This is a genomic window from Streptomyces sp. NBC_00203, from assembly GCF_045206325.1.
Classification (GTDB): Bacteria; Actinomycetota; Actinomycetes; order Streptomycetales; family Streptomycetaceae; genus Streptomyces; species Streptomyces lutosisoli.
Genome location: NZ_CP108126.1, coordinates 9,441,250 through 9,466,545 on the forward strand (window position 1 = coordinate 9,441,250; position 25,296 = coordinate 9,466,545).

At 69.9% G+C, this 25,296-nt stretch carries 19 protein-coding genes, 1 pseudogene and 1 riboswitch; of the genes and pseudogenes, 19 read left to right on the plus strand and 1 reads right to left on the minus strand.

Annotated elements, in window-relative coordinates; genetic code table 11:
- Nucleotides 1–320: 320 nt before the first annotated feature.
- From hpnC to OG975_RS41860, 13 genes are all read left to right on the plus strand, one after another.
- Nucleotides 321–1,223 (plus strand): squalene synthase HpnC, encoded by a 903-nt coding sequence (gene hpnC, locus OG975_RS41800; RefSeq protein WP_406334828.1) that lies wholly within the window; start codon nucleotides 321–323, stop codon nucleotides 1,221–1,223.
- Nucleotides 1,220–2,170, plus strand: coding sequence for a presqualene diphosphate synthase HpnD (gene hpnD / locus OG975_RS41805; RefSeq protein WP_406334830.1), 951 nt, complete (start codon nucleotides 1,220–1,222; stop codon nucleotides 2,168–2,170). The genes hpnC and hpnD overlap by 4 nt, the downstream gene beginning before the upstream one ends.
- Nucleotides 2,170–2,310, plus strand: coding sequence for a DUF6380 family protein (locus tag OG975_RS41810; protein ID WP_406334832.1), 141 nt, complete (start codon nucleotides 2,170–2,172; stop codon nucleotides 2,308–2,310). The genes hpnD and OG975_RS41810 overlap by 1 nt, the downstream gene beginning before the upstream one ends.
- Nucleotides 2,307–3,725 (plus strand): hydroxysqualene dehydroxylase HpnE, encoded by a 1,419-nt coding sequence (gene hpnE, locus OG975_RS41815; RefSeq protein ID WP_406334833.1) that lies wholly within the window; start codon nucleotides 2,307–2,309, stop codon nucleotides 3,723–3,725. Before OG975_RS41810 ends, hpnE begins: the two co-directional genes overlap by 4 nt.
- Nucleotides 3,725–4,852: a polyprenyl synthetase family protein gene (locus OG975_RS41820; RefSeq protein WP_406334834.1), complete on the plus strand. Its 1,128-nt coding sequence runs from the start codon at nucleotides 3,725–3,727 to the stop codon at nucleotides 4,850–4,852. The genes hpnE and OG975_RS41820 overlap by 1 nt, the downstream gene beginning before the upstream one ends.
- Nucleotides 4,853–4,965: 113 nt before the next feature.
- A complete protein-coding gene (gene shc, locus OG975_RS41825; RefSeq protein ID WP_406334835.1) occupies nucleotides 4,966–6,969 on the plus strand; it encodes a squalene--hopene cyclase in 2,004 nt (667 codons plus the stop codon).
- Nucleotides 6,969–7,610, plus strand: a complete 642-nt coding sequence (locus OG975_RS41830) for a 1-hydroxy-2-methyl-2-butenyl 4-diphosphate reductase (RefSeq protein ID WP_406334836.1) — start codon at nucleotides 6,969–6,971, stop codon at nucleotides 7,608–7,610. The genes shc and OG975_RS41830 overlap by 1 nt, the downstream gene beginning before the upstream one ends.
- 5 nt (nucleotides 7,611–7,615) lie before the next feature.
- Entirely contained in the window at nucleotides 7,616–8,638 is a 1,023-nt protein-coding gene (gene hpnH, locus OG975_RS41835) for an adenosyl-hopene transferase HpnH (RefSeq protein ID WP_381250444.1), read from the plus strand.
- A gap of 4 nt (nucleotides 8,639–8,642) precedes the next feature.
- Nucleotides 8,643–9,800 carry a flavodoxin-dependent (E)-4-hydroxy-3-methylbut-2-enyl-diphosphate synthase gene (ispG, locus tag OG975_RS41840; RefSeq protein WP_406334837.1) on the plus strand — a complete coding sequence of 386 codons (1,158 nt, stop codon included), beginning with the start codon at nucleotides 8,643–8,645 and terminating at the stop codon, nucleotides 9,798–9,800.
- Nucleotides 9,801–9,827: 27 nt separating this feature from the next.
- A complete protein-coding gene (dxs, locus tag OG975_RS41845) occupies nucleotides 9,828–11,756 on the plus strand; it encodes a 1-deoxy-D-xylulose-5-phosphate synthase (RefSeq protein WP_406334838.1) in 1,929 nt (642 codons plus the stop codon).
- Nucleotides 11,753–13,153: an aspartate aminotransferase family protein gene (locus OG975_RS41850; RefSeq protein WP_406334839.1), complete on the plus strand. Its 1,401-nt coding sequence runs from the start codon at nucleotides 11,753–11,755 to the stop codon at nucleotides 13,151–13,153. The genes dxs and OG975_RS41850 overlap by 4 nt, the downstream gene beginning before the upstream one ends.
- A 63-nt stretch (nucleotides 13,154–13,216) precedes the next feature.
- A complete protein-coding gene (locus OG975_RS41855; protein WP_406334840.1) occupies nucleotides 13,217–13,855 on the plus strand; it encodes a helix-turn-helix domain-containing protein in 639 nt (212 codons plus the stop codon).
- Between the two features lie 32 nt (nucleotides 13,856–13,887).
- The gene (locus tag OG975_RS41860; RefSeq protein WP_362501904.1) at nucleotides 13,888–14,004 is read left to right on the plus strand and encodes a DUF6126 family protein; all 117 of its coding nucleotides are present in this window, start codon (nucleotides 13,888–13,890) and stop codon (nucleotides 14,002–14,004) included.
- Nucleotides 14,005–14,040: 36 nt separating this feature from the next.
- Here the strand turns inward: OG975_RS41860 and OG975_RS41865 are convergent, their stop codons facing one another.
- Nucleotides 14,041–14,838, minus strand: coding sequence for a tyrosine-protein phosphatase (locus OG975_RS41865; RefSeq protein ID WP_406334841.1), 798 nt, complete (start codon nucleotides 14,836–14,838; stop codon nucleotides 14,041–14,043).
- 181 nt (nucleotides 14,839–15,019) lie between these two features.
- Between OG975_RS41865 and OG975_RS41870 the strand changes: the two genes are divergently transcribed.
- The 6 genes and pseudogenes from OG975_RS41870 to OG975_RS41895 all read left to right on the plus strand — a co-directional run bounded on the left by OG975_RS41870 (nucleotide 15,020) and on the right by OG975_RS41895 (nucleotide 25,177).
- Nucleotides 15,020–17,089: an alpha-galactosidase gene (locus tag OG975_RS41870; RefSeq protein ID WP_406334842.1), complete on the plus strand. Its 2,070-nt coding sequence runs from the start codon at nucleotides 15,020–15,022 to the stop codon at nucleotides 17,087–17,089.
- A 302-nt stretch (nucleotides 17,090–17,391) separates the two neighbouring features.
- A riboswitch (cyclic di-AMP (ydaO/yuaA leader) is annotated at nucleotides 17,392–17,548 on the plus strand.
- 4 nt (nucleotides 17,549–17,552) lie between these two features.
- The gene (locus tag OG975_RS41875) at nucleotides 17,553–18,455 is read left to right on the plus strand and encodes a peptidoglycan DD-metalloendopeptidase family protein (RefSeq protein ID WP_406334843.1); all 903 of its coding nucleotides are present in this window, start codon (nucleotides 17,553–17,555) and stop codon (nucleotides 18,453–18,455) included.
- A 297-nt stretch (nucleotides 18,456–18,752) separates the two neighbouring features.
- Nucleotides 18,753–21,497 carry a Tat pathway signal sequence domain protein gene (locus OG975_RS41880; protein WP_406334845.1) on the plus strand — a complete coding sequence of 915 codons (2,745 nt, stop codon included), beginning with the start codon at nucleotides 18,753–18,755 and terminating at the stop codon, nucleotides 21,495–21,497.
- Nucleotides 21,498–22,007: 510 nt separating this feature from the next.
- Nucleotides 22,008–22,562 (plus strand): annotated as a pseudogene (locus OG975_RS41885) (GDSL-type esterase/lipase family protein); the annotation flags it as partial.
- Between the two features lie 4 nt (nucleotides 22,563–22,566).
- Nucleotides 22,567–24,474: a hypothetical protein gene (locus OG975_RS41890; RefSeq protein WP_406334846.1), complete on the plus strand. Its 1,908-nt coding sequence runs from the start codon at nucleotides 22,567–22,569 to the stop codon at nucleotides 24,472–24,474.
- Nucleotides 24,458–25,177 carry a DUF6250 domain-containing protein gene (locus OG975_RS41895; protein ID WP_406334847.1) on the plus strand — a complete coding sequence of 240 codons (720 nt, stop codon included), beginning with the start codon at nucleotides 24,458–24,460 and terminating at the stop codon, nucleotides 25,175–25,177. The genes OG975_RS41890 and OG975_RS41895 overlap by 17 nt, the downstream gene beginning before the upstream one ends.
- Nucleotides 25,178–25,296 lie beyond the last annotated feature (119 nt).

Sequence of the window (25,296 nt, forward strand, 5' to 3'; positions counted from 1 at the left end):
GGGCCCTGCGTCTGCAAAGGAAACGCCAACTCCGCCTGGCCTTAGGAATCTTGACACCAATCGGTGTGTTGTTGTGATGTGCAGGACACCCCGACGGAGCGTGCCGCGTTGTACAACGTAAGCTGTACCGGTGCTGATTCGCGGCAAGTAGGGCGATAATGCGCGACACCCGGCACCGCGCGCCGCGCGGACGCCCGGGCGGCGTGTCCGAAAAGGGCACTATTGGGTCGGCAGTGTAGAACGGGAGATGTGACGGCAATGGCTACGGAAACTCTCCAGCTCCGCGACGCGTGTGCCGTCCCCGCGCCGGGCGGCGAGCGGTGACCCAAGCCGGCACGGCGCGTACTGGTGATCCGGAGCGCGGCACCCTCGACAAGGCCGCGGACGAGAACTTCCCCGTGGCACCCTTCTTCCTGCCCAAGGCCTGGCGCGACGATCTGATGGCCGTGTACGGCTTCGCCCGTCTCGTCGACGACATCGGTGACGGCGACCTCGCCCCGGGCGGCGCGGACGCCCGTCTGCTCGGCGTGTCGCCCGAGGAGGCCGAGGACCGACTCCTCCTCCTTGACGCCTTCGAAGCCGATCTTCACCGTGTGTTCGACTCGACCCCGCGCCACCCGCTGCTGAGCCGGCTCCAGCCCACCGTCCGCCGCGCGGGCCTCACCCCCGAGCCCTTCCTCGGTCTGATCGCGGCCAACCGCCAGGACCAGCTGGTCAAGCGGTACGAGACCTATGACGACCTGCTCGCCTACTGCGAGCTGTCCGCCAATCCCGTCGGCCGCCTGGTCCTCTCCGTCACCGGAACCTCCACGCCCGAGCGTGTCCGCCGCTCCGACGCGGTGTGCACGGCACTGCAGATCGTCGAACACCTCCAAGACGTCGCCGAGGACCTCGGCCGCGACCGTATCTACCTGCCTGCCGAGGACATGAAACGCTTCCACGTCCAGGAGGCGGATCTCGCCGCCGCCACAGCAGGCGCATCGGTGCGAGCACTGGTTGCATACGAAACAGAACACGCCTTGAACCTCCTGAATGAAGGCACCCCCCTCGTGGGTAGCGTCCACGGCAGGCTGAAGCTGCTGCTCGCGGGGTTCGTTGCGGGGGGAAGGGCGGCAATCCGTGCGATTGGCGCCGCCGAATACGACGTACTTCCCGGCCCGCCCAAGCCCGGCAAGCTCCAGTTGCTGCGCGAGGTGGGAGTGACTCTGCGAGGAGAGGGGTGATCCGGACCGTGGAGTCTCCACCACACATGTCCGCACCGGTACTCGCCGCGTACAGCTACTGCGAGGCAGTGACCGGTCAGCAGGCCCGTAATTTCGCGTACGGCATCAGACTTCTGCCGACGCCCAAGCGACGCGCGATGTCGGCGCTCTACGCGTTCTCCCGGCGTGTCGACGACATCGGCGACGGCACGCTCGCACCGGACGTCAAGTCGGCCCGCCTGGAGGACACCCGGGCACTGCTCGCCCGGGTCCGTTCCGGGTCTGTCGACGAGGACGACACCGACCCGGTCGCGGTCGCCCTCAGCCACACCGCCGAGTACTTCCCGGTGCCCCTCGCCGGCCTCGACGAACTCATCAACGGCGTCCTCATGGACGTACGCGGAGAGACGTACGAGACCTGGGACGACCTGAAGGTCTACTGCCGTTGCGTGGCCGGGGCGATCGGGCGGCTCTCGCTCGGCGTGTTCGGTACGGAGCCGGGGGCGCGCGGCGCCGAGCGCGCGCCGGAGTATGCCGACACGCTCGGGCTCGCGCTCCAACTCACCAACATCCTGCGGGATGTACGCGAGGACGCCGAAGGCGGGCGCATCTATCTGCCCGCCGACGATCTGGCCAAGTTCGGCTGCTCGGCCGGGTTCAACGGACCGACTCCACCGCCCGGCTCCGATTTCGCGGGCCTCGTGCACTTCGAAGTGCGTCGGGCCCGCGCTCTTTTCGCCGAGGGCTACCGGCTGCTGCCCATGCTCGACCGGCGCAGCGGCGCGTGTGTCGCGGCGATGGCCGGCATCTACCGCCGCCTGCTCGACCGCATCGAGCGCGAGCCGGAGGCCGTGCTGCGCGGCCGGGTCTCGCTGCCCGGACGTGAGAAGGCGTACGTCGCCGTGCGCGGCCTCTCCGGCCTCGACGCCCGGCATGTGTCCCGCCGTACCGTCAGGAGGCGCGCCTGATGGACAATCCGGTCCAAGGTGATTCCACTGGCGAAAAGCGGCACGCAACCCTCCGGAGCCGGATGGCGTCCCTGACTGCAACGGCCAGCCGTGCACCGTTCAAGCACCACGGCACGGCCGCAGGGGAGGGTGCACGATGAGCGAGGTCACGCAGCCCGCGGGGGCTTCGGGCCGCCCGGACGGGGCGGCTGCCGTGGTGGTCGGTGGAGGGCTCGCCGGGCTCACCACCGCGCTCGCGCTCGCCGACGCCGGGGTGCGGGTCACCCTGCTCGAAGGGCGGCCGCGGCTCGGCGGTCTCGCGTTCTCCTTCCAGCGCGGCGAGCTGACGGTCGACAACGGCCAGCATGTCTATCTGCGCTGCTGCACCGCCTACCGCTGGTTCCTCGACCGCATCGACGGAGCCTTGCTGGCGCCCCTGCAGGATCGTCTCGACGTGCCCGTTCTCGACGCCGAGGGCACACCGGGACGACGGCTCGGCAGAATCGGCCGCACGGCGCTGCCCGTGCCGCTGCATCTCGCGCGCAGCCTCGCCACGTACCAGCATCTGTCGCTCGCCGAGCGCGCCAAGGTCGGCCGTGCCGCGCTGGCGCTCAAGGGCCTGGATCTCTCCGATCCGGCGCTCGATGCGCAGAACTTCGGCGAATGGCTCGCCGCGCACGGTCAGTCGGAGCGTGCCGTCGAAGCACTGTGGGACCTCGTGGGGGTCGCCACCCTCAACGCGGTGGCCGGCGACTCGTCGCTGGCGCTCGCCGCGATGGTGTTCAAGACCGGTCTGCTGTCCGACCCGGGCGCGGCCGACATCGGCTGGGCACGCGTCCCGCTGGGCGAACTGCACGACACCCTGGCCCGCAAGGCGCTCGACTCCGCGGGCGTCCGTACCGAGGTCCGTACACGCGTCACCTCCATCTCCCTCAACGAGAACGGGCGTTGGAGCGTTCAGGTTCCCGGCGAGACACTCGAAGCCGACACGGTCGTGCTCGCCGTACCCCAGCGCGAGGCCCACGATCTGCTGCCCGAGGGGGCGCTCGACGCCCCTGAGCGGCTCCTGGAGATCGGTACCGCGCCGATCCTCAACATCCATGTCGTCTACGACCGCAAGGTGCTCGCCCGGCCGTTCTTCGCGGCGCTGGGCTCCCCGGTGCAGTGGGTGTTCGACCGGACCGAGGCGTCCGGTCTGCGTGAGGGCCAGTACCTCGCGCTGTCGCAGTCGGCCGCGCAGGACGAGATCGACGAGCCCGTCTCCGTACTGCGCGAGCGCTATCTGCCGGAGCTGGAACGGCTGCTGCCCGCCGCGCGCGGCGCCGGAGTGAAGGACTTCTTCGTGACCCGGGAGCGCACGGCGACGTTCGCCCCCACCCCGGGCGTCGGGCGGCTGCGGCCCGGCGCCCGCACCAAGGCCCCCGGCCTGTACCTGGCCGGATCGTGGACCGCCACCGGGTGGCCCGCGACCATGGAGAGTGCGGTCCGCAGTGGCATCAGTGCGGCGGGAGCCGCGCTGGGCGCCCTGGGCCGGCCTCGCGATCACCTCTTCGACGTCTTTGAGGAGGCGGCCTGATGCTCGATCAGCGCGCGACCGACCCCCGCACCCCCGGTACCGCAACAAGAGGAGAGACTGTGCCCACTGTGCCCCCGGCCGAAACGGCTGCCGACGCGGTGGACGTGACCGCGCTCCTGGAGCGCGGCCGGACCCTGGCCACACCGGTGCTGAAGGCGGCCGTCGACCGGCTGGCAGCGCCCATGGACACCGTCGCCGCCTACCACTTCGGCTGGATCGACGCCGAGGGCAACCCCGCGGACGGCGACGGCGGCAAGGCCGTACGCCCCGCGCTCGCCGTCCTGTCCGCGCAGGCCGCCGGCGCTGCCCCCGCGGTGGGCGTGCCGGGTGCGGTCGCCGTTGAACTGGTGCACAACTTCTCGCTGCTGCACGACGACCTGATGGACGGCGACGAGCAGCGCCGCCACCGCGACACCGTCTGGAAGGTGCACGGCCCCGCCCAGGCCATCCTCGTCGGCGACGCCCTGTTCGCGCTGGCCAACGAGATCCTCCTGGAGCTCGGCACCGTCGAGGCGGGCCGCGCCACACGCCGCCTCACCACCGCGACCCGTGCCCTGATCGACGGTCAGGCACAGGACATCTCCTACGAGCACCGCGACCGCGTCACCGTCGAGGAGTGCCTGGAGATGGAGGGCAACAAGACGGGCGCCCTGCTCGCCTGCGCCTGCTCCATCGGCGCGGTGCTCGGCGGTGCCGACGACTTCACCGCGGACACGCTGGAGAAGTACGGCTACCACCTGGGCCTGGCCTTCCAGGCCGTCGACGACCTCCTCGGCATCTGGGGCGACCCGGAGGCCACCGGAAAGCAGACCTGGAGCGATCTGCGCCAGCGCAAGAAGTCCCTGCCGGTCGTGGCCGCGCTCGCCGCGGGCGGGCCCGCCTCCGAGCGCCTCGGTGAACTGCTCGCCGAGGACGCCAAGGCCAGCGACTTCGAGAACTTCTCCGAGGAGGAGTTCGCCGTGCGCGCCGCGCTCATCGAGGAGGCGGGCGGCCGCGAGTGGACCGCCCAGGAGGCACGCCGCCAGCACAGCATCGCCATCGAGGCGCTGGACGCCGTCCAGATGCCCGACCGGGTGCGGGCCCAGTTCGTGGCGCTCGCCGACTTCGTCGTCGTACGGAAGAGATGATCACTATCGGTCGAATAAACCTCGCGTAGTCGCCGGCCGGTGCCGCGGGACAAGGACGCACCGGCCGACGGCGGACCCACAGCAGAGACGTACCACTGCACGAAGGGGAAGCCATGACAGCGACGACCGACGGAAGCACCGGGGCCCTGCCGCCCCGCGCTGCCTCGGCCAGCGAAATCCAGACACAGACGACTCCCGTGGCGGCCGGGACAGTCGAGACCCGAGATGTCGCCACGCACGCGATGCGGCGCGCCACCGACTTCCTGCTCTCGCGGCAGGACGCCGAGGGCTGGTGGAAGGGCGACCTCGAGACGAACGTCACGATGGACGCCGAGGACCTGCTTCTCCGTCAGTTCCTGGGCATCCGTGACGAGTCGACGACGCACGCCACCGGGCTGTTCATCCGCGGCGAACAGCGCGAGGACGGCACCTGGGCCACGTTCTACGGCGGGCCCGGCGATCTCTCCGCCACCGTCGAGGCGTACGTCGCCCTGAGGCTGGCCGGGGACGCCCCGGACGAACCGCACATGGCGCGGGCGTCCGCCTGGATCCGTGAGCGGGGCGGCATCGCCTCGGCGCGGGTCTTCACCCGGATCTGGCTCGCCCTGTTCGGCTGGTGGAAATGGGACGACCTGCCCGAACTCCCGCCGGAACTCATCTACTTCCCGAAGTGGATGCCGCTCAACATCTACGACTTCGGCTGCTGGGCGCGGCAGACGATCGTGCCGCTCACCGTCGTCTCGGCGAAGCGTCCGGTGCGGCCCGCGCCGTTCCCGCTCGACGAGCTGCACACCGACGCGCACCATCCCAACCCGGTCAAGCCCCTTGCCCCGGCGGCGAGTTGGGACGGTGTGTTCCAGCGTCTCGACAAGGCGCTGCACCAGTACCGCAAGGTCGCGCCGCGCCGGCTGCGCAGGGCGGCGATGAGCACGGCCGCCCGCTGGATCATCGAGCGGCAGGAGAACGACGGCTGCTGGGGAGGCATCCAGCCGCCCGCCGTGTACTCGATCATCGCCCTGCATCTGCTCGGCTACGACCTCGAACACCCGGTGATGCGCGAGGGGTTGGCGTCGCTGGACCGTTTCGCCGTATGGCGCGAGGACGGCGCCCGGATGATCGAGGCCTGCCAGTCGCCGGTGTGGGACACCTGCCTGGCGACCATCGCGCTCGCCGACGCGGGATTGCCCGCCGACCATCCGCAGCTGGTGAAGGCCGCGGACTGGATGCTCGGCGAGGAGATCGTCCGGCCGGGGGACTGGGCGGTCAAGCGCCCCCACCTGCCGCCGGGCGGCTGGGCGTTCGAGTTCCACAACGACAACTACCCCGACATCGACGACACCGCCGAGGTCGCGCTCGCGCTGCGCCGCGTCAAGCACCACGACCCGGAGCGTGTGGACAACGCCATCGGGCGCGGGATCCGCTGGAACCTCGGTATGCAGTCCAAGGACGGCGGCTGGGGCGCCTTCGACGCCGACAACACCAGCTCCTTCCCCAACCGGCTGCCGTTCTGCGACTTCGGGGAGGTCATCGACCCGCCGTCCGCGGACGTCACCGCGCACGTCGTGGAGATGCTCGCGGTCGAGGGACTCGCGCACGACCCGCGCACCCGCCGGGGTATCCAGTGGCTGCTCGCCCACCAGGAACCGAACGGCTCGTGGTTCGGCCGCTGGGGCGTCAACTATGTATACGGCACAGGGTCGGTGGTCCCGGCGCTCATGGCCGCGGGGCTGCCCGCCTCGCACCCGGCGATCCGCCGGGCGGTGGCCTGGCTGGAGACCGTGCAGAACGACGACGGCGGCTGGGGCGAGGATCTGCGCTCCTACCGCGACGTCGCCGAGTGGAGCGGGCGTGGCGCCTCGACCGCCTCCCAGACCGGGTGGGCCCTGCTCGCGCTGCTCGCCGCGGGGGAGCGCGACTCCAAGGCCGTGGAGCGCGGGGTCGAATGGCTCGCGGAGACCCAGCTGGCGGACGGCTCCTGGGACGAGCCGTACTTCACCGGCACCGGGTTCCCATGGGACTTCTCGATCAACTATCACCTCTACCGGCAGGTCTTCCCGCTCACCGCGCTCGGCCGGTACGTCCACGGCGAGCCGTTCGCCGAGGCCAAGGGGGGTTGATGAGCACCAAGCCCGACCCGGTCCCGCTTCTGATCGCCTGTGCGCTCGGCATCGAGCACCTCGCCCTGCGCAGCGGCGACCGGACCGGGGCCGACGGGCCCGTCACCGTGCTGCGCACCGGCATGGGACCCAAGGCCGCCGAGCGCTCGGTCACCCGGGTCCTCGCCGATCCGGCGCTGCGCGAGGCCGCCGTCCTGGCCACGGGCTTCTGTGCCGGGCTCGCCCCGGGCATGCACCCGGGTGACCTGGTGGTCGCCGAGGAGACCCGGGACCCGCGCGGCACCACGCCGTGCGTGGGCACCGATCTGCTGGTCAAGGAACTCGTGCGTACCCTGCCGGGGCGCACCGTCCACACGGGGCCGCTCACCGGCTCCGATCACGTCGTCCGCGGTCACGAACGGTCGGATCTGCTCGCGACCGGCGCAATCGCGGTCGACATGGAGTCGGCGTCCACACTCCACAGCGCCGTGCGCACGGGCACACGCCCGGTTGCGGCCGTACGGGTGGTCGTGGACGCTCCAGAACATGAACTCGTCCGTATCGGCACAGTCCGCGGTGGAATATCGGCTTTCCGTGTTCTTCGTGCCGTGCTTCCCGCTTTTTTTGAATGGCACCGTTCTTTGCTGCTCCCTCGGAGGTGAGCCAGATGGCCATGCCCCTTCGGCAGACCATGAAGGTCGCTGCGTACCTGTTTGAACAGAAGCTCAGGAAGCGGGACAAGTTCGCGCTGCTGGTCGAGTTGGAACCGCTCTTCGCGTGCAACCTCGCCTGCGAAGGCTGCGGCAAGATCCAGCACCCGGCGGGTGTGCTCAAGCAGCGCATGCCCGTGGCCCAGGCGGTGGGCGCGGTGCTCGAGTCCGGCGCGCCGATGGTGTCCATCGCCGGCGGTGAGCCGCTGATGCACCCGCAGATCGACGAGATCGTGCGGCAGTTGGTGGCCAAGAAGAAGTTCGTCTTCCTGTGCACCAACGCGATGCTGCTGCGCAAGAAGATGGACAAGTTCAAGCCCTCGCCGTACTTCGCGTGGGCCGTGCACATCGACGGGCTGCGTGAGCGGCACGACGAATCCGTCGCCAAGGAAGGTGTCTTCGACGAGGCGGTCGAGGCCATCAAGGAGGCCAAGCGGCGCGGCTTCCGGGTGACCACCAACTCGACGTTCTTCAACACCGACACCCCGCAGACCATCATCGAGGTCCTCAACTACCTCAACGACGACCTGAAGGTCGACGAGATGATGCTCTCGCCCGCCTACGCCTACGAGAAGGCGCCCGACCAGGAGCACTTCCTCGGCGTCCAGCAGACGCGGGAACTGTTCAAGAAGGCCTTCGCGGGCGGCAACCGGCGCCGCTGGCGGCTCAACCAGAGCCCGCTCTTCCTGGACTTCCTGGAGGGCAAGGTCGACTTCCCGTGCACCGCGTGGGCGATCCCGAGCTATTCGCTCTTCGGCTGGCAGAAGCCCTGCTATCTGATGAGCGACGGGTACGTGCAGACGTACAAGCAGCTGCTGGAGGAGACCGACTGGGACTCCTACGGCCGCGGCAAGGACGACCGCTGTGCCAACTGCATGGCGCACTGCGGCTATGAGCCGACCGCGGTCCTCGCCACCATGGGCTCCCTCAAGGAGTCGCTGCGCGCCGCCCGTGAGACCTTCACGGAAAGCCGCGGGTGACGTCATGACCGCCGTTTCCTTGGGCCTCCCCGAGGTGCCGGTCCGACCGATCGCGGAGCGCCGTGTGTCGCGGCAGATCCACGTCGGACCGGTGGCGGTCGGGGGCGGCGCACCCGTGTCGGTGCAGTCGATGACGACGACCCGTACGTCGGACATCGGGGCCACCTTGCAGCAGATCGCGGAACTCACCGCGTCCGGCTGCCAGATCGTCCGTGTCGCCTGCCCCACGCAGGACGACGCGGACGCGCTCGCGACCATCGCCCGAAAGTCGCAGATCCCGGTGATCGCGGACATCCACTTCCAGCCGAAGTACGTCTTCGCGGCGATCGACGCGGGCTGCGCGGCGGTCCGGGTGAACCCGGGCAACATCAAGCAGTTCGACGACAAGGTGAAGGAGATCGCGCGGGCCGCCAGGGACGCGGGCACCCCGATCCGGATCGGGGTGAACGCCGGCTCGCTCGACCGGCGGCTGCTGCAGAAGTACGGCAGGGCGACGCCCGAGGCGCTCGTCGAGTCGGCGCTGTGGGAGGCGTCGCTCTTCGAGGAGCACGGGTTCCGGGACATCAAGATCTCGGTGAAGCACAACGACCCGGTGGTGATGGTCAACGCCTACCGGCAGCTCGCCGCCCAGTGCGACTACCCGCTGCACCTCGGCGTGACGGAAGCCGGTCCGGCGTTCCAGGGGACCATCAAGTCGGCAGTCGCCTTCGGGGCGTTGCTGAGCGAGGGCATCGGGGACACGATCCGGGTGTCCCTGTCGGCCCCGCCCGCCGAGGAGTGCAAGGTCGGCATGCAGATCCTGGAGTCGCTCGGGCTGCGTCAGCGGCGCCTGGAGATCGTCTCGTGCCCGTCCTGCGGGCGCGCCCAGGTCGATGTGTACAAGCTGGCCGACGAGGTCACGGCCGGTCTGGAGGGGATGGAGGTCCCGTTGCGCGTCGCGGTCATGGGCTGCGTCGTCAACGGCCCCGGAGAGGCGCGGGAGGCGGACCTGGGGGTCGCCTCCGGCAACGGCAAGGGGCAGATCTTCGTCAAGGGCGAGGTCATCAAGACCGTACCCGAGTCGAAGATCGTCGAGACCCTCATCGATGAGGCGATGAAGATCGCCGAACAGATGGAGCACGACGGCGTCGCGTCCGGAGAACCGGCCGTCACCGTGAGTTGATCAGCACGGACCGAGAGGGGGCCGAGCGTGACGATTCTGGAGAACATCCGGGGACCACGCGACCTGAAGGCGCTGTCCGAGGCGGAGATCGGTGAACTGGCCGAAGAGATACGGGAGTTCCTGGTGCACGCGGTCGCCAGGACCGGCGGTCACCTCGGGCCCAACCTGGGAGTGGTGGAACTGTCCATCGCGCTCCACCGGGCCTTCGAGTCACCCGACGACCGGATCCTGTGGGACACCGGCCATCAGAGTTATGTGCACAAGCTGCTGACGGGACGTCAGGACTTCTCCAAGCTGCGCGGCAAGGGCGGCCTGTCCGGCTACCCCTCGCGCGAGGAGTCCGAGCACGACATCATCGAGAACAGCCACGCCTCCACGGCGCTCGGCTGGGCGGACGGGCTCGCCAAGGCCCGTCAGGTGCAGGGCGAGAAGGGCCATGTCGTCGCGGTCATCGGCGACGGCGCGCTGACCGGCGGCATGGCGTGGGAGGCGCTGAACAACATCGCCGCCGCCAAGGACCGTCCGCTGATCATCGTCGTCAACGACAACGAACGCTCGTACGCGCCGACGATCGGCGGCCTCGCCAACCACCTCGCGACGCTTCGTACGACGGACAGTTACGAGCAGGTCCTCGCCTGGGGCAAGGACGTACTGCTGCGTACACCCGTGGTCGGACACACCCTCTACGAGTCGCTGCACGGCGCGAAGAAGGGGTTCAAGGACGCGTTCGCGCCGCAGGGCATGTTCGAGGACCTCGGGCTCAAGTACGTCGGGCCGATCGACGGACACGACGTGGGGGCCGTCGAGTCCGCGCTGCGGCGCGCGAAACGGTTCCACGGGCCCGTGGTCATTCACTGTCTGACGGAGAAGGGCCGGGGCTACGAGCCCGCGCTCGCGCACGAGGAGGACCACTTCCACACGGTCGGCGTGATGGACCCGCTCACCTGCGAGCCGCTCGCGCCCTCCAACGGGCCTTCCTGGACCTCGGTGTTCGGCGACGAGATCGTCAGGATCGGTGAGGAGCGCGCGGACGTCGTCGCGATCACGGCGGCGATGCTGCATCCGGTGGGGCTCGGAAAGTTCGCCGAGCGGTTCCCCGACCGGGTGTGGGACGTCGGCATCGCCGAGCAGCACGCCACGGTCTCGGCGGCAGGGCTCGCCACCGGCGGCCTGCACCCCGTCGTCGCCGTCTACGCCACCTTCCTCAACCGGGCCTTCGACCAGCTCCTGATGGACGTCGCGCTGCACCGCTGCGGTGTGACCTTCGTGCTGGACCGGGCCGGCGTCACCGGTGTCGACGGGGCCTCCCACAACGGCATGTGGGACATGTCGATCCTCCAGGTCGTGCCGGGCCTCAGGATCGCCGCGCCGCGCGACGCCGATCAACTGCGGGCCCAGCTGCGGGAGGCCGTCGCCGTCGACGACGCGCCGACGCTCGTCCGCTTCCCGAAGGAGTCGGTGGGGCCCGCGATTCCCGCGGTCGGCCATGTGGGCGGGCTCGACGTCCTGCACCGTTCCCCGGAGACACCGCAGGTCCTCCTGGTCGCCGTCGGCGTCATGGCGCCCGTCTGCCTCCAGGCCGCCGAGCTGCTCGAAGCCCGCGGCATCGGCTGCACCGTCGTCGACCCGCGCTGGGTCAAGCCCGTAGACCCGTCGCTGCCCGGCCTGGCCGCCGAGCACCGGCTCGTCGCGGTCGTCGAGGACAACAGCCGGGCGGCCGGTGTCGGCGCGGCGGTCGAGCTGGCGCTCGGGGACGCCGAAGTCGACGTACCCGTACGGCGGTTCGGCATCCCGGAGCAGTTCCTCGCGCACGCCAAGCGCGGTGAGGTGCTGGCCGACATAGGTCTCACGCCCGTCGAGATCGCCGGGCGGATCGGTGCCGGCCTGGCCGTCAAGGACGCGCTGTCGAAGGGCGCGCTGTCCGAGGATGAGTTGTCCAAGGAGAAACAGGAATGAGCGACCCTGCTGAGAAGGGGGAGTTCGACCTCGGCGCGCTCCTCGCCGAGCGTGGAGCCGAGCGCTACGAGCTGCACACCAAGTACCTGAACCACCAGCTCCCGCGCATGCTGCACACCATCGGCTTCGACAAGGTGTACGAGCGGGCCGAGGGTGCGCACTTCTGGGACGCGGACGGCAACGACTACCTGGACATGCTCGCCGGGTTCGGGGTGATGGGCCTGGGCCGCCACCACCCGGTCGTCCGCAAGGCGCTGCACGATGTCCTGGATGCCTCGCTCGCCGACCTCACCCGCTTCGACTGCCAGCCCCTGCCCGGCCTGCTCGCGGAGAAGCTGCTCGCCCACAGCCCACACCTGGACCGGGTGTTCTTCGGCAACAGCGGTACGGAGGCGGTCGAGACCGCGCTGAAGTTCGCCCGGTACGCCACCGGGAAGCCGCGGATCCTGTACTGCTCGCACGCCTTCCACGGGCTGACCACCGGCTCCCTGTCCGTGAACGGCGAGGACGGCTTCCGCGACGGCTTCGCCCCGCTGCTGCCCGACACCGCCGTGCCGCTCGGCGATCTCGACGTCCTGGCCCGGGAGCTGAAGAAGGGCGACGTCGCCGCGCTCATCGTCGAGCCCATCCAGGGCAAGGGCGTGCACGAGGCCCCGCCCGGCTATCTGCGCGCCGCCCAGGAGCTGCTGCGCAAGCACAAGGCGCTGCTCATCGCCGACGAGGTGCAGACCGGCCTCGGGCGGACCGGGGACTTCTACGCCTACCAGCACGAGGACGGAGTCGAGCCCGACCTGGTGTGCGTGGCCAAGGCGCTCTCCGGCGGCTATGTGCCCATCGGCGCGACCCTCGGCAAGGACTGGATCTTCAAGAAGGTCTACTCGTCGATGGACCGGGTCCTCGTCCACTCGGCGAGCTTCGGGTCGAACGCGCAGGCCATGGCGGCCGGTCTGGCCGTGCTCTCCGTGATGGAGAACGAGCAGGTCGTGGCCAATGCCCGGGCCACCGGGGAGCAGCTGAAGTCCCGGCTGACGGCCCTCGTGGACAAGTACGAGCTGCTCAGTGACGTACGCGGCCGGGGCCTGATGATCGGCATCGAGTTCGGGCGGCCCACCTCACTGAAGCTGCGCAGCCGCTGGACGATGCTGCAGGCCGCACGCAAGGGCCTGTTCGCGCAGATGGTGGTCGTACCGCTGCTGCAACGGCACCGCATCCTCACCCAGGTCTCCGGCGACCACCTGGAGGTGATCAAGCTGATCCCGCCGCTGATCATCGGCGAGCGGGACGTGGACCGCGTCGTCGAGGCCTTCACCGCGGTGATGGACGACGCGCACAACGGGGGCGGGCTGATGTGGGACTTCGGGAAGACACTCGTGAAGCAGGCGGTGGCGAACCGCTGAGGGATTTTTTGCCTCTGGGGCAAGAAAATTGCCCCAGAGGCAAGCATCGGGCTCAATGAACACATGAGCCCTGCTGAGCCGGGGGCGGTCGAAGAGCCGTCCGTCGAGCTTCCCGCCGTCGCACCACAACTGCGTGAGCTGCGCCGCCGTGCCTCCCTGACCCTGGAGGCCGCCTCCCGCGCCGCCGGGCTCTCGCCCGCCCACCTCTCCCGTCTGGAGACCGGGCAGCGCCAGCCCTCGTTGCCCATGCTGCTCGCGCTGGCCCGTATCTACGGTACGACGGTCTCCGAACTACTCGGCGAGACGGTCGCCGACCGGGACGCGATCGTGCGCGCCGCCGACATGGACCCGACCTCCGCGGGCGGCTGGACCTACTGGCAGGCGGGCGCGCCCGGTCGCGGTATGCAGGCGCTGCGCGTACACGTTCCCTACGGCTCGCAGGGCGACATCGTGCGCGTCCACCCCGGCGAGGAGTGGCTGTACGTCCTCCAGGGGCGGCTTCGGCTGCGCCTCGGGGACACCGCGCACATGCTCGCGCCGGGCGACAGCGCGCACTTCGACTCGCTCACCCCGCACCGCATCGCCGCCGCCGATCGCGGCGGTGCCGAGCTCCTGTTCGTCCACACCCTGCTGCAGAGCCCCACCGCCGCGCTGTGCCTCGGCCCGGCGACGGGGCACCCGATCTCCGGAGAGACGTCATGACCGAACCCACGAAGCCCGACACCCGGTGGTCCCTGGAGGAGAAGTTCCCGCGCGCCCTGTGGGTGCGACTGATCATCTACGTCGCCGTCGGCCACCTCTTCGCGGCCTTCATCTACCTGCTGTTCACGCTGGGCGCGCACAACCAGTAGATCCGTCTCGGGCAGTGGATCCCCTTCGGCGCCGGCTCAGTCCAGCAGACGCTCGCGCAGCCGCTCCCGCAGTTCCGGGGTGATCCGCAGCGCCCGCTCCAGGTAGGGGTCGACCCCGCCCCAGGTCTCCTCGATCGTCTCGAAGGCCGCCGTCAGGTACTCGGCGCGCGCGTCGAACAGCGGGCTCAGCAGCTCCATGACCTCGGGGGAGTACGCGGAGGCGGAGCTGCCGTTGCGATGCACCTTGTAGCGGCGGTGCTTCGCGTTCGACTCCAGGTAGTCGGCCACGATCGCGTCGCGCTCGACGCCGACGGCGAGGAGCGTCACGGCTATCGACAGGCCCGCGCGGTCCTTGCCCGCCGCACAGTGCATCAGCGCCGGAACGCTCTCCTCGGCCATCGCGTGCAGCACCTGGGAGTGCTCGGCCGTGCGCTCCTTGATGATCGTGCGGTACGAGGTGATCATGCGGTTCGCGGCCTTGCCGTCCGCGAGGATCGAGCGGAGCTGGTCGATCTCGCCGTCGCGGACCATCTTCCAGAACTCGGAGCCGTCGGCCGGGTCGGTCAGCGGAAGATTCATGTTCCGCACGCCCGGCAGCTCGACGTCCGGGCCCTCCAGCTTCTGGTCGGAGGCATTGCGGAAGTCGAAGATCGTGTGCAGGCCCAGGGAGGAGAGGAACGCGGCGTCCTCCTCGGTGGCGTGCGCCAGGTGGCCGCTGCGGAACAGCCGGCCGTGCTTCACCCGCCGGCCGTCCGTGGTGGGCAGGCCGCCCACGTCCCGGAAGTTGCGAACTCCTGCCAGCTCGGGCTCGGTCGACGGGACCTGCTGCGTCACTGGGGCTCCTCCCCTTCGGCCGTCGGCGCTGCTCGGCGTTGCCTGCCGACGGAGGTTGCGCTCTCGACGATACGACATAGGTTCCTGGGGCAATGAGTTGTCCACAGCCGTTGCCTTCAGGGCGCCGAGCCCATGATGATGTTGGGACCTGATCGCACCTGTTTGAATCTGTGGGGGACTGATGATCGAGGTCGGCACGGACGGTCGTACCTGGCTTCTTTCGGGGCCGACGAGCAGCTACGCGCTACAGCTCACCGACGTCGACGAGCTGCTGCATCTGCACTGGGGCCCACGGATCGCGCTCGTCGACGCCGAGGCGTTCGCCGCCCTGCCCGCGCCGCAGTACTGGCCCTTCGAGTCTCCGCTCGACGGGCGCGAGGAGTACCCGGTCGAGGGCGGCCCCCGCTTCGTACGCCCCGCCCTCTCCGTGCGGACGGACGAGCGGCGCGGCACCGAGTGGCGCTTCGAGGAGCACGAGGCGGACGGCGACGAGCTGCGGCTGCGCTTCTCGGACGCCGGGCTCGGCGTCACCCTGCACTACCGGATGCGCGGCGATGTCGTCGAACGCTGGGTGACCCTCGCCAACCAGGGTCCCGCCCTGGAGCTGCTGCGCGCCGACTCCGCGACCTGGACACTGCCCGAGCGCGACGGCTGGCGGCTGTCCCAGCTGCACGGGCGCTGGGCGGCCGAGTCCCGGCTCGTGCGCGCCCCCCTCACCTACGGTGAGAAGGTCATCGGCAGCCGGCGCGGACACACCGGTCACCAGCACCTGCCCTGGGTCGCCCTCGACAGCGAGGCGACCGAGGAGAGCGGCGAGGTGTACGGGTGCGCGCTCGGCTGGTCCGGCTCGTGGCGGATCGCCGTGGCCCAGCTCCCCGACGCGCGCGTGCAGATCTCCGGCGGCGCCGGGTACGACGATTCCGGGCTGCTGCGGCTGGAGCCGGGGGAGTCGTTCACCACCCCCGTTTTCGCCGGACTGCGGAGCGACGGCGGCTTCGGCGGGGCGAGCCGGGCCTGGCACGCCTACCAGCGCGCGTACGTCATCCCGGACGCGGACCAGGACCGGCCGGTGCTGTTCAACTCCTGGGAGGCCACCACCTTCGACATCTCCGAGGACCAGCAGGGGGTGCTGGCGCGGCGGGCCGCGGCGATGGGGGTCGAGCTGTTCGTGGTCGACGACGGCTGGTTCGGGACGCGGACCAGCGATCGCGCCGGGCTCGGCGACTGGACCCCCAACCCGGACCGCTTCCCGGCGGGGCTCAAGCCGCTCGGCGACTACGTGCACGGGCTCGGGATGCAGTTCGGTATCTGGGTCGAGCCGGAGATGGTCAATCCGGACAGCGAGCTGTATCGCGCCCACCCGGACTGGGTGCAGTTCCAGCCAGGGCGAACCAGGACGGAGTACCGCAATCAGCTCGTACTGAACCTCGCCCGCCCGGACGTCCAGGAGTACCTGTGGGGCCAGCTCGACGGCCTGCTCTCCAGTGCGCCGATCGACTATGTGAAGTGGGACTTCAACCGTTGCTTCACGGACGCCGGCTGGCCCGGCGAGCGCTACCCGCAGAAGCTGTGGGTCGAGCACGTGGACGCCCTGTACGCCCTTCTCGACCGGTTGCGGGCCGCGCACCCCGAGGTCGCCTTCGAGTCGTGCTCGGGCGGTGGCGGCCGCATCGACCTCGGCGTCATGGCGCGTACGGACCAGGTGTGGACCTCCGACAACACCGACCCGCTCGACCGGCTCGCCATCCAGCACGGCTTCGGTCAGATCCACCCGGCCCGGATCATGGCCGCCTGGGTCACGGACAGCCCGAACACGCAGCTCAACGGGCGGGTCAGCTCGCTGCGCTTCCGCTTTGTGAGCGCCATGGCCGGGGTGCTCGGCGTCGGCGGAGACCTGGCCGAGTGGAGCGAGGAGGAGCTCGTCGAGGCGCGGGGCTGGGTGGATCTCTACAAGGAGATCCGCCCCGTCGTCCAACGCGGCGACCTCTACCGGTTGCGGCCCCCGGAGGGCGGGCTGAGCGCGGTGCAGTACGTCCACGGCGACGAGACCGTCGTCCTCGCCTGGCTCCAGGCCCAGCGGTACGGCGAGCCGGTCGCCCCGCTGCGGCTTCGCGGGCTCGACCCGACACAAGCGTATGAGTGCCGCGAAACGGGCGAAGTGCACCGGGGTGCGGTGCTGCTGCATCACGGGGTGCGGACGGGGCTGCGCGGGGATCTCGATGCGGCAGTTATCCGGCTGCGTCGCATGTGACTGTTCTGTCCGAATTAACGGCTTCATTCCAACTGGCCCTGGAATAAAGCATCGTGGGTCGAGGTGCGTGAGCAGCGTCATATTCGTGACGATGTGTTGCGACCCCTATTTCGCAACATGCCCGAATTCCCGGGCGGGTTGAGGGGCCGGGAAGATCGTCGATCCACGGAGGGTGACCGGAATTCCGGCGTGGATCAAGAAGGGCGGACGTACAGAAAAGGCACATGGTTGTCGCCGCGCTCTCATCTCGCCTACGTTCGGCCCCAATCCGGACGGACGCCCAATCCTGCCGCCGCCCGGAACCCGCACACTCACCCGTACACGGCAGGAGCGGGGGACCCACAGGTTCCGTGCCTGTTCCGGTCTCCGGAACGGCTAGGGGTACAGCCGCGCAGCAGCACGGCCGGGCATCTCCAGCCCGCACCCGACAGCTCACCCCGCAGGCGCCGGAGAGGAACTCGTCATGCCCGCGAAGGGTAAGCACCGCCGCCCCAAGTCCCAGCGTTTCACCCGCTCGATCGCCGTGGCCGGAACCGGCGGCGCCGCGCTCGCGCTGCCTCTGATGGGGGCCACCGGCGCCCATGCCGCGACCCCGACGGCCACCGTCGCGAAGACCCCCGAGAAGGCCGCCACCGCCGCTCCCGCCGCCGCCAAGAAGGCGGCCGGGACGAAGACCTACGCGGTGAAGGCCGGCGACTACCTCTCCAAGATCGCCGACGAGCAGAACGTCAGCGGCGGCTGGAAGAAGCTCTACTCCGACAACCGCTCGGCCGTCGGCAGCGACCCGTCGCTGATCCACCCCGGTCTGAAGCTGACGATCGGCAAGAAGGCCGCGTCCGGCAGCGCCACCCGGTCGTCCGCCAAGACGACGCCTTCGTCGGCCAAGACGACGACGTCGGCCGCGGACACCGCCACGGCCACCCCGGCCGCCAACACCGCCTCCACCAGCAACAGTTCCGGCTACACCCTGCCGGTCGAGGGCGCCACCGTCGGCACCGGCTACAAGGTGGCGGGCAGCATGTGGTCCAGCGGTTACCACACCGGCGTGGACTTCGTGGTCCCGACCGGCACCACGATCAAGGCCATCGCCGCGGGCACCGTCGTCTCGGCCGGCTGGGGCGGCGCGTACGGCAACCAGGTCGTCATCCAGCACGCCGACGGCCAGTACTCCCAGTACGCCCACATGTCCGCGCTCTCCGTCTCGGCGGGCCAGACCGTGACCGAGGGCCAGCAGATCGGCCTCTCGGGCGCGACCGGCAACGTCACCGGACCGCACCTGCACTTCGAGATCCGCACCACCCCGAACTACGGCTCGGACGTGGACCCGGTCGCGTACCTGCGCTCGCACGGTGTCGCCGTCGGCTGACGCCTTCCCCCCCTGCCGCCCCCCAAGGCGGACCATGTGCCTCCAGGGCACGACTCCCTGCCCCCCAAGGCAGACCACGTGCCCTCCAGGGCACGCCTCCCTGCTCCCCACGGCAGGACTCCCTGCTCCCCAAGGCAGGACAGCAGCCAAAGGCCGGACCCCACGATCCCCGGGGTCCGGCCTTTGGTCTTTCGTGAGCGATTCATGATCGGCACATTGCGGTCCTGTGGCATGCCTGCACGAGGTATCGACAGGCGTGCGACAGTGGCCCCACAGTGATCTCCGCAAGCGCTTTCTATGCCTTCGGAGGTCCCTGTGCCCGGCGTCGACCGACGCACCGTCATCAAGGGCGCCGCAGCCGCGGCCGCCACCACCCCGTTCTCCTGGGCGCTCTCCCGCGGTGCCGCCGCCGCGCCGTCAGCCGGGGGCGACACCGAGTTGCACTGGCTGGAGGGCACGGCGCCCGCCACCCACGCGGGCACCGTCTGGGGTGTGCCCTGGTCCCGTGGCACCCACCAGCCCGACCAGACGTTCCGGCTGGCCACCGCCTCCGGCGACGAGGTGCCCGTGCAGAGCTGGGTCACCGGCCACTGGCCCGACGGCTCGGTGAAGTGGACGGCGCACGCCATCGCGCCGGGCGCGCCCAAGGCCGAGACGTACAAACTCTCCGCGGGTACCCCGGCGGCTCCCTCGCAGCAGCTGAGAGTCACCCGCTCCGGCGGCCGGATCGAGGTGTCGACCGGTGTCATCACGGTGGCCTTCGGCGCGAAGGGCTCCGACACCGTCGTACGCAGTGTCCGACGTGGCGCGGCCGAGATCGCCCGGGACGGACGGCTGGTCGCCCTGCGCCAGGGTTCGCTGCGTGACGGCGTCGCGACGGAGGACTTCACGGGCCGGATCGAGAAGACCGAGGTCGAGCAGGACGGGCCGGTCCGCGCCGTCATCCGGGTCGAGGGCAGGCACCGGCGCGGCGGCCGGGGCTGGCTGCCCTTCGTGCTGCGTTTCTCCTTCCACGCCGGTGCCGAGTCCTTCCGGCTGGTGCACTCCTTCGTCTGGGACGGCGAGCAGGAGCCGGGCAAGGCGGACGGCGACTTCCTGCGAGGCCTCGGTGTCCGCTTCTCCGTGCCGCTGAACGATCAGCCGTACGACCGCCACATCCGCCTCGCCGACTCCGGCGGGGGTCTCTTCAGCGAGGCGGTCCAGGGCGTCACGGGACTGCGCAGGGATCCCGGCGAGGCGGTGCGCACCGCGCAGATCGCCGGCGAGAAGCTGCCCGACACCTCGACCTGGGACACCCGCGTGTCGAGCCGCCTCGCGTACATCCCGCGGTGGGGCGACTTCACGCTCACCCAGCCGACGGCCGACGGCTATGTGATCCGCAAGCGCACCAAGGACGGACACGGCTGGATCCAGGCCGCGGCAGGACGGCGGGCCGGTGGCTTCGGCCATGTCGGCGGCCCGAGCGGCGGACTCTCCTTCGGGCTGCGGGACTTCTGGCAACGGCACCCCACGCAGCTCGACATCAGGGGCGCCGCCACGGACACGGCCGAGGTCACCCTCTGGCTCTACTCGCCCGAGGCGCAACCGCTCGACCTGCGCTTCTACCACGACGGCCTCGGCCAGGACACGTACGAGAAGCAGGCCGAGGGCCTGGAGATCACGTACGAGGACTACGAGCCGGGCTTCGGGACCCCGTACGGGATCGCCCGGACCAGTGAACTGACCTTCTGGGCCCACGAGTCGACCCCGAGCGCGGCGGATCTCGCGGCGCAGGCCGTTGCCGTCGCCACCCCGCCGCTGCTCACCGCCACCCCCGAACGCCTGCACTCCGCCGGGATCTTCGGCGACTGGGCGCCGGTCGACCGCTCGAACGCGGCCCGCGAGGTCATCGAGGACCACCTCGACGACCTCTTCGCCTACTACCGCGACCAGCGGGAGGACCGCCGCTGGTACGGCTTCCTCGACTACGGCGACGTGCAGCACACCTACGACAACGACCGGCACGTCTGGCGCTACGACGTCGGCGGCTTCGCTTGGGACAACTCCGAGCTGGGCACCGACCTGTGGCTCTGGTACCACTTCCTGCGCACCGGCTCCGCCGAGGTGTTCCGCTTCGCGGAGGCCATGACGCGGCACACCGGTGAGGTCGACGTGTACCACCTGGGGAAGTGGGCCGGGCTCGGCACCCGGCACGGGGTGCAGCACTACGCGGACAGTGCCAAGCAGGTCCGTATCTCCACGGCCGCCAACCGCCGCTTCTACTACTTCCTCACGGGCGACGAGCGCACCGGCGACCTGCTGCGCGAACTCGTCGACGTGGAGCTGACGTTCCTGGCGGTCGACCCGCAGCGCAAGGTCCGTGCCGACGGCTACACACCCGGCGACCGGCACGCCCTGTCCGTCGGATTCGGCACCGACTGGGGCGGGTTGTCGGCGGCCTGGCTCACCGAGTGGGAGCGACGCGGCCCGCACGCGGACAAGGCCCGTACGAAACTGGTGAACTCCCTGCGGACGATCGCCGCCCAGCCGGGCGGCTTCTTCACCGGCGCCGGTCTTCTCGACGCAAGCACCGGTAAGTTCGCGGTCACGACGGACAAGGCGGTGAATGTCTCGCATCTGTCCGCCGTCTTCGGACTCGTCGAGACCAACAGCGAGATCGTCTCCCTGCTCGGCGACGACGAGCCCGAATTCGCCGCCGCCTGGCTGGACTACGCGCAGTACTACAACGCCACGAACGCCGAGAAGACCGCGCTGACCGGCTCGACCTGGAAGTCCGCGCTGCCCGCCGCGCACTCCCGGATCACGGCTTACGCGGCGCGGCGCAAGGACGATCCGACGCTGGCCAAGCGCGCGTGGAACGAGTTCTACACCGGCACCGACACGTACTTCCCGTCCAACGACTGGTCGCGCGTGACCATCAAGACCCCGGCCGTGCTCCGTACCACCGAGGAGATTCCCTGGATCTCCACCAACTCCTCGGCGCAGTGGGCCCTCGCGGCGATCCAGAACCTGGCGCTCATCGGCGATCGGATCCCGTCATGAGACGTACGTTCCTGATCGGGGCGGTGACGGCCGGTGTGCTGTGCGCGCTGACTCCTCCGGTGTCCGCATCGCCCGTCTCTGTGTCCGGCACCTCGAACGTCGTACGCCCCGATGACCGGCGTCTTGCCTACGAAGGGCACTGGGGGAGGACGGCGACGTCCGCGACCACCGTCAACTCCGGCTCGCGGCTCCGCTTACGCTTCACCGGCGGTACCCTGCACGCCCTCTTCGACGTCTCGTCGATCACCGTGCCGGCGCAGATCTACGTGTCGGTGGACGGTGGGCCGAAGCGGCTGTACGCCGTCGACCGGGACGACCTCGACATCGCCCTGACGGGCCGGGGGACGCATACCGCCGAGATCTCCGTGAAGGACGTCTTCTCGCGGGCCGACCGCTGGACTCCGCCTCTGGAGACGGGAGTCGTCCTCACCGGGTTACGGCTGGACGAGGGCGCGCGCCTGCTTCCCCAACACCCGCTGCCAGGGACCAGGTTGGCCTTTCTACGGCGACTCCATCACCCAAGGCGTCATGGCGCTGTGCGAGGTGAACACCTCCGACTGCGCCGACGGCACGGCCGCCTATCCGACCCTGGTCGCCGACGACCTGCACGGCTCCCTCACCCAGGTCGGCTTCGGCAGACAGGGCGTCCTCCAGACCGGCAACGGGGGAGTCCCGGCCGCCGGGGACGCGTACGCCTGGAACTACGCGGATTCCAGGGCGGATTCGGACCGCCGCGCCGATGTGATCGTCGTGAACCAGGGAACGAACGACGCGGCGTACGGCACGGAGGAGTTCCGGGCCGCCTACCGGGCGTACCTGGACCGGCTGCGGTCGGCCGCCCCGCACGCCCGCGTGCTCGCGCTGCGCCCCTTCAACGGCGCGCACGCCGACGACATCGCCGCCGTCGTCAGTGAACTCGCCAACCCGCACGTCGAGTTCGTCGACACCACCGGCTGGATCTCCCCGGATGACGGGGACTTCAACGGGACCGTCCACCCGAATGCCCAGGGCCATCGCAAGGTGGCCGACCGGCTCGCTTCACTGATCAAGAGCAAGGAGCACTGACATCGTGAGACCTCGAAGACTCGGAGCGATCGCCGCCGCCACGCTGTTGGCCGGCCTCGTCGCCACCCCGTCTCAGGGCGCCGAAGCCTCCACGCGCCGCGTCGTGGAGAACCTCGACCGCGGCCTGGTCGCCGTCCCCTCCGGCCAAGGCACCTTCCTGAGCTGGCGGTTGCTCGGCACGGAGTACGCACGCTACGGGAACGCCATCGCGTTCAACGTCTACAAGGGCGGCCGACGGCTCAACCGCGAACCGGTCACCAAGTCGACCACCTACCAGGACAACAGCCCCGGCACGGGCACGTACACCGTGCGCGCCGTCGTCAACGGTCATGAGCAGAAGCCGAGTTCGGCGGCGCTCGACTTCGCCGAGGGGTACGCGGAAATCCCGCTCGCCACCGCCGACGGCTACACCGTGCAGCACGCCTGGCCCGGGGACCTCGACGGGGACGGGCGGTACGAGCTCGTCGTCAGCCGCCTCGCCACCGACCGGACCGAGCCCGACCTCCTGGAGGCGTACACGCTCACCGGCGAACGCCTGTGGCGCGTCGACCTCGGCCCCGGCTCGTACACCCAGGTGTCCGGGAACGGCGCCAACGACCCTGCGCCCGCCGCGATCAGCGGCTCGACGGCGATCGGCGGCTATCGCAACGACGACAACGTCACCGTCTACGACCTCGACAGCGACGGGAAGGCCGAGGTGCTGGTGCACACGGCCGACGGGACCACCTTCGCGGACGGCTCGAAGGTGACGGCCGACTCGCCCGCGAACCAGTTCATCTCGGTGATCGACGGCGAGAGGGGCACCGAGCGCACCCGGCAGCCCGTGCCCGACGACTTCGTGGCCGACGGCCCCTCCGGCGGCCACTTCGGGATCGCGTACCTCGACGGCGAACACCCCAGCCTGGTCACGAAGTTGGTCACGCGAGTGGGCGCCAGGCGTGGTTCCTTCCGGATCCTCTTCCAGACCTGGGACTTCGACGGGACCGATCTGACCCGGCGTTGGAAGTACGTCGTCCCGTCCGGCAGCGGCGCCACCAGCTTCCACCAGATCCGGACCGTCGACGTCGACCAGGACGGCAAGGACGAGATCGCCGATGGCAACTACGTCGTCAACAGCGACGGCACGCTGCGGTACGTGGTCGACGGCGCCGGACACGGCGACCGCTTCGACATCGCCGACCTGGACCCCGACCGGCCGGGCCTGGAGGGCTTCGCGATCCAGCAGTCCGAACTGGGCGTCGTATCGAAGTTCCCCTGGTACTACTACGACGCCGACACCGGTGAGCGCCTGGTGACCGGCGAACACCCGGCGAACCCGACCAGCGACGCCGACCTCGACGTCGGCCGGGGCAGCGCCGCCGACATCGACCCGTCCCACCCCGGCTACGAGTACTGGACCTCCACGGCCGACGTCACCCGGCCCGGCGCCGGCGTCTTCAACGTCCAGGACGGCAAGGTCTCCGCGACCACCCCCAGCGTCAACTTCCGCATCTGGTGGGACGGCGACAAGGGCGCCGAACTCCTCGACTCCACGCACGTCGACAAGTGGGACCCGAAGACCGAGACCAGCGCCAGGCTCTTCGACCCGGACGGCGTCGTCTCCGGCGCCCGCAACGCGACCCCGTTCTACGGCGACCTGCTCGGCGACTGGCGCGAGGAGATCCTCGCCGAGACCGGCGACCACACCGCGCTGCGCCTCTACACCACCACCGAACCGACGAAGACCCGCATCTACACGCTCGCCCAGAACCCCGAGTACCGCCTCGGCTGGACCGTGCGCGGCTATCTCCAGTCGACGTACACGGACTACTACCTGGGCGCCGGGACCCGGCGGGTGCCGAAGCCCGCGATCACCACCACCTCGACGATCACCACGACTGAAGGAGACGCCTCGCATGACGACCACTCGTAGAGCCTTCGGCGCACTCGCCGCCGGTGCCGCCCTGGCCGCGCTCGTCCCGGCCCAGGACGCGAGCGCCTCGCCCCGGCACCGTCACGGACGGCTGCTCGCCGCCGACGATTTCCGGCACGGACTCGGACAGTGGGCCACCGAACTCCAGGACGGCGGCACGGTCACCGCCTCGCGCGGCGTCCTGGAAATCGACGTACCCAGCGGCGCGACGGTCTGGTTCAAGCGGAAGCTCGAAGGGCCGTACGCCATCGAGTACACCGCCACACCCGTCTCCGAGGGCGGCGTCAACGACCGGGTCTCCGACCTGAACAACTTCTGGAACGCCGTCGACGTACGCTCCCCGGACGACCTCTTCGCCACACCCCGGGCCGGTGCCCTCGCGGAGTACGACTATCTCAAGACTTACTACGTGGGATACGGCGCCAACACCAACACCACGACACGGCTGCGCCGGTACGTCGGCGAGGCGGGCGTCCGGCCGCTGATCTACGACTACACGCAACCGCTGCTCACGGCGAACGAGCCGAACCGCGTGCGGATCGTCTCGGACGGCTCCCTCGTGCAATGGTGGAACAACGGGCGACTGGTCTTCGACTACACCGACCCGGAGCCTTACACGAGTGGGCACTTCGCGTTTCGGACCGTGTGGAGCCACTTCCGGATTACCGACTTCCGTGTGTGGCGGCTGTCTCAACGCCCCTGATCAGAGGCTTATTCCGAGTTTGGACAACACTTGACGAGTGGTTTATCTCACCATCCGTCAACCCTTCCTTACGGTCGCGTAGCTCACATCGAAAGGTGAATCATGGGCCGATGTGGCAG

What these genes read in the sequence shown, in the direction of transcription:
- OG975_RS41810 (WP_406334832.1), top strand. Translation starts at nt 2,170, where the DNA reads ATGGACAATCCGGTCCAAGGTGATTCCACTGGCGAAAAGCGGCACGCA.
- hpnE (WP_406334833.1), top strand. Translation starts at nt 2,307, where the DNA reads ATGAGCGAGGTCACGCAGCCCGCGGGGGCTTCGGGCCGCCCGGACGGG.
- OG975_RS41820 (WP_406334834.1), top strand. Translation starts at nt 3,725, where the DNA reads ATGCTCGATCAGCGCGCGACCGACCCCCGCACCCCCGGTACCGCAACA.
- shc (WP_406334835.1), top strand. Translation starts at nt 4,966, where the DNA reads ATGACAGCGACGACCGACGGAAGCACCGGGGCCCTGCCGCCCCGCGCT.
- OG975_RS41830 (WP_406334836.1), top strand. Translation starts at nt 6,969, where the DNA reads ATGAGCACCAAGCCCGACCCGGTCCCGCTTCTGATCGCCTGTGCGCTC.
- hpnH (WP_381250444.1), top strand. Translation starts at nt 7,616, where the DNA reads ATGGCCATGCCCCTTCGGCAGACCATGAAGGTCGCTGCGTACCTGTTT.
- ispG (WP_406334837.1), top strand. Translation starts at nt 8,643, where the DNA reads ATGACCGCCGTTTCCTTGGGCCTCCCCGAGGTGCCGGTCCGACCGATC.
- OG975_RS41850 (WP_406334839.1), top strand. Translation starts at nt 11,753, where the DNA reads ATGAGCGACCCTGCTGAGAAGGGGGAGTTCGACCTCGGCGCGCTCCTC.
- OG975_RS41855 (WP_406334840.1), top strand. Translation starts at nt 13,217, where the DNA reads ATGAGCCCTGCTGAGCCGGGGGCGGTCGAAGAGCCGTCCGTCGAGCTT.
- OG975_RS41870 (WP_406334842.1), top strand. Translation starts at nt 15,020, where the DNA reads ATGATCGAGGTCGGCACGGACGGTCGTACCTGGCTTCTTTCGGGGCCG.
- OG975_RS41875 (WP_406334843.1), top strand. Translation starts at nt 17,553, where the DNA reads ATGCCCGCGAAGGGTAAGCACCGCCGCCCCAAGTCCCAGCGTTTCACC.
- OG975_RS41880 (WP_406334845.1), top strand. Translation starts at nt 18,753, where the DNA reads ATGCCTTCGGAGGTCCCTGTGCCCGGCGTCGACCGACGCACCGTCATC.
- OG975_RS41895 (WP_406334847.1), top strand. Translation starts at nt 24,458, where the DNA reads ATGACGACCACTCGTAGAGCCTTCGGCGCACTCGCCGCCGGTGCCGCC.